Genomic DNA, 3,799 nt, shown 5'->3' on the forward strand with positions numbered 1-3,799 from the left:
CTATCTGATAATTGTCCGACTTCGACTCTAGCAAATCTAATAAACTGGAATTAGATTTGCCGACATCTGCTAATTTTGACGAATCTGGATGAAATTTATCACTCTCTTTATTCTCCAGAATAATAGATTGTTTAAAGTTAGTTTCTACTGAAGGATTAATTTGAGTTTCTATCTGATAATTGTCCGACTTCGACTCTAGCAAATCTAATAAACTGGAATTAGACTTATTGCCTAATTCTCCTAAATTTTTCGAGTCTACGTTAAATTTTGGATTCTGATTAACTGCAAAACTACGATTAATATTTTGTTTAAATTGTAATGCTGAAGCAGAAATATTTTCTCCTTTTCTCGGAGATTTTAATTCTGCCAATAAACCACTTGTATTTTTGTATATATTTTCGAATTCTTTTAATTCCGAAATTATCTCTTGATTAGCTTTTGCCTCAGGTAATTGTTTATTGATATTAACTTCTGAGTGTCTGTTTGATGGTACATTTGTACCTAAAGAATTTGATTTTAATTTTTCTAGTAAACTACCTTGAGGTATGAGTTGAGTAACTTTCTCCAAAGAGTTAATATCTGACTTTACTCCTTGAGTTTCTTTCACTTCAACAGATTGTTCTTTCACCTCTTCTGGGTCTAAAATTGAATTTTCAGGAGTATTACTTTGGGAATGCCCAGGTAATGGGGCCGAATACCCTTGGCCTGCATTTGAAATAACTGCTCCGATCGCTCCTACTACCACAATATTACGAAAAACACTCATGGATTTTTTTATTAGTCTCCAAGTCCAACAGATATTTTAAACTAATGGGTTCATTGCTTTACTAAAATCAAAGGTGAAAAGTTAAATTAATTAGTGAAAAATTAGAGATTTTCCTATAACCTTAACTTCTTGTTTGTTGACTCAGCGATCTCCTACTGCAGTTAAGATTAGTTCTTCTACTCCGGCAACTGGCCAAATATTTGTCTGGAGTTGGCCTGCTAATTCTTCTAGGGTCATGTCATCTAAAAATAGATTATCCCCTTGTTTGAGCATTACCGAAGGTAACAAAATTCCTTCTCCTAAGTCTTGTCCCTGCAAACCTTCTAACAAGTCTTGGCCTGTTAATAGTCCAGTTACAGTGATGTCTTGTCCCCAATAATTGCTAGATAAGGCTAGCATATTTACTTCCAATCCTTCAATTTGATTTAGTTGCTGGCCGATCGCTACAAATGCTTTCTCGACTGCATTCCCTACTACCCAAGTTAATTTTCTTGGGGTGCTCAAGCAAATGTTTTGTTCTAAAAAATCTTTGACATAAGTTTCAAATTGTGATACAAACTGGCGAATTGAACCGACACCATTGCCAATTTGAGGATAATCTTCATATTCTGAAGTGGGGGGCAATTCTCGACGGCCAATTAAAAACCATTCGTCAGCTAACCAGATACAATTATTTCCAGATGTTTGTCTGAGTTTGGCCTGAATTTCCTGCACTTGGTCTATCACTTCTTCTGCTTTTGCGGTAGTGACGGGTATTAGTTCATCTTCTGTAGGGCGAAAGCGAGTTAACCCGACTGGTACAACTGCTACGGATGCTACTGCGGGTATCTCTCCAGTATGAAACTTTGCTAAATCTAATAATGTACGTTCCAGATGAACACCATCATTAATTCCTGGGCAAACTACAACTTGAGCGTGTATTTGCAGTCGTCTTTCTTGGAACCAATGAATTTGTTCGAGTATTTTACCAGCGCGGGAGTTCTTTAAAAGGCGCGATCGTAATTCCGCTTCTGTAGCATGAACGGAAATATAGAGTGGCGACAGTCGCATTTGTTCTATTCTTTCCCATTCCCGTTGCGGAAGGTTAGTCAGAGTTAGGTAGGAACCATATAGGAAACTCAGACGATAGTCATCATCTTTTAGGTATAGGGTGTCTCGTTTACCTGGTGGTTGTTGGTCAATGAAGCAAAACGGACAACGGTTGTTACATTGAATTAGACCATCAAAAAGAGCGGTAGAAAATTCTAACCCCAAATCTTCGTCGTAGTCTTTTTCGATTTCGATGTGGTGAGTTTTACCTTTTGTATCGATAACTTCTATTTCTAGATATTCGTCAGCGCAAATATATTGATAGTCAATGAGGTCTCGTGGTTGTTGTCCATTGATAGAGGCGATCGTATCTCCAGGTTCAAAACCAATTTCGGCAGCGATCGAGTCGGGTATTACTTTAGTTATTAGAGCAGGTCGGATAGAAGTTTTACTCATGTTATGAAGGAAGAAGGAAGAGGGAAGAATAAAGAAGGAAAAAAAATTTACTTATCTATAGAAATCGTAAATGATTTGTGAAAAAAACTGTAGGGGTTTGCTCTCCAAACCCAACTCAATAATACCAATTTCATAAAATATTGCTACAGTCACGGCACAGCTCATCTGGCAACAGCTCATCTGGCAAAGAAAAATAATAATAAAAAATAGGAAAAAAGGTTTAATTTTTAGAATTTATGGGATTTATCAAGTTTTTTATTCTAGGAATAAATCACGACTTAAGATGTAACTGCCTTTTTTGAATTTGGTATAATTTGTGAAAAAACTGTAGGGGTTTGCTCTCCAATTTAAGAAGTGAGACTAGCTGTTAATATTCCCATAATTAGATGAATTTGATTTAGGTAATATTCGGTCAAATCTATAATAATATTTTGTTTTTGAAGTTGCCAGAATCGCCAGTTAGTTCCTGATGTAATTGCTCCATAAATTGTGCTTATATTGTTGCCTTCTTTTTGGTTAAATATTCTAGCAGCTATCATTTCTGCAATACATTGCCCTAATCCTAAATTGAGGTTTTCTTTCTGAGCTTCAACAATAGTTATGACTGGAGCTATTATTGTTAACATTTCTGGAGACTTAGTAATTAAAAATTCGCAGGTTCTGTTTAATACCAATTCTCAAAAGTATTGCTATATTGCTATACTTTGGCGGTACTTCAGTTATTAACGGCTCGGTAGAATCATAATCATTTTTTGACTTATTTGAGCTAGTTTAATGTCAATTATTCTTATGTTTGCTTCTCTGTACGGACGTTGCACAGGCAAAAATGCGTTTTCCGTTCCGGAATGCTCCGCTTTCCATGTTGCGCAGCAAAACGTCCCTACCTACTCCCCTACTCCCATGCTCAAGTAAATATAGAAAAGTTTTTGAGAAATGGTATAAGACTTTTTCTGGTTCGACGGTAAAATCTATCCCTGAAAAAATATTTATTTGTTCTTGGTTTTGTCTTTTGAGGTCTATTAATATCGGAGCAATAATCATTTCTGAACGAGCTTTTTCACTATTACTTGCCAGAAATATCCCTATTCATTGCTGCATTAAAAGCTGCATCAGCGGCGTTACTGATAGCTTTACGTTTTAAGACTAAATCTAAAGCAGTGTGAATAGCATCTGATTTTTCTGGAGATTCTTCTAGGGAATAAAAGTATTTATAGACAAGGGAAAATAAGAAATATTGTGTCGTTCTAATTTTGTCTAGGAAAAGCATTCTATCATTTTCTGAACTGCCTAAAAATTCCTGACTCATCAAGCGATGTTTTACTTTTGTAGCTTCTTTAGAAGATTCTAGATATTGTTAATGGCGGTTAGTTTTAGCATAGAGCAAAGCTAGATTTTTTAAGATAGTGGTTACATTAGGATGCTCTGTTTTAAACAAACGTTTATAAATAGCTAAAGCCTCTTGATAAAGAGGTTCAACTTCACCATATTTTCCTGAAAAATGGTATAGGGAACCTAAGTCATTTAATCAGGATACTCTGTTTAAAAAAA

General features: G+C 35.5%; 4 protein-coding genes and 1 pseudogene. All 5 read right to left on the bottom strand.

The genetic code is table 11. The features are described 5' to 3' along the window. The coding region (locus tag ACP6PK_RS00200) for a hypothetical protein (RefSeq protein ID WP_426556734.1) at nucleotides 1-766 on the bottom strand (766 nt) is incomplete at its 3' end. 141 nt (nucleotides 767-907) lie between these two features. Next, nucleotides 908-2,251: a TIGR03279 family radical SAM protein gene (locus tag ACP6PK_RS00205; protein WP_426556736.1), complete on the bottom strand. Its 1,344-nt coding sequence runs from the start codon at nucleotides 2,249-2,251 to the stop codon at nucleotides 908-910. A gap of 347 nt (nucleotides 2,252-2,598) precedes the next feature. Further along, the gene (locus ACP6PK_RS00210; RefSeq protein ID WP_426556738.1) at nucleotides 2,599-2,925 is read right to left on the bottom strand and encodes a hypothetical protein; all 327 of its coding nucleotides are present in this window, start codon (nucleotides 2,923-2,925) and stop codon (nucleotides 2,599-2,601) included. 389 nt (nucleotides 2,926-3,314) lie between these two features. Beyond that, entirely contained in the window at nucleotides 3,315-3,557 is a 243-nt protein-coding gene (locus ACP6PK_RS00215) for a hypothetical protein (RefSeq protein WP_094672435.1), read from the bottom strand. A 48-nt stretch (nucleotides 3,558-3,605) separates the two neighbouring features. Next, a pseudogene (locus ACP6PK_RS00220) lies at nucleotides 3,606-3,764 on the bottom strand (tetratricopeptide repeat protein); the annotation flags it as partial. Between the last annotated feature and the right edge of the window lie 35 nt (nucleotides 3,765-3,799).

The organism is Dapis hubbardiae BLCC-M172, from assembly GCF_050016015.1.
In the GTDB taxonomy this organism is placed as follows: Bacteria; Cyanobacteriota; Cyanobacteriia; order Cyanobacteriales; family Microcoleaceae; genus Trichodesmium.

Bases quoted from the DNA above. Each gene is read 5' to 3' on its own strand.
- ACP6PK_RS00215 (WP_094672435.1), bottom strand. From the start codon at position 3,557: ATGAGTCAGGAATTTTTAGGCAGTTCAGAAAATGATAGAATGCTTTTC.
- ACP6PK_RS00205 (WP_426556736.1), bottom strand. From the start codon at position 2,251: ATGAGTAAAACTTCTATCCGACCTGCTCTAATAACTAAAGTAATACCC.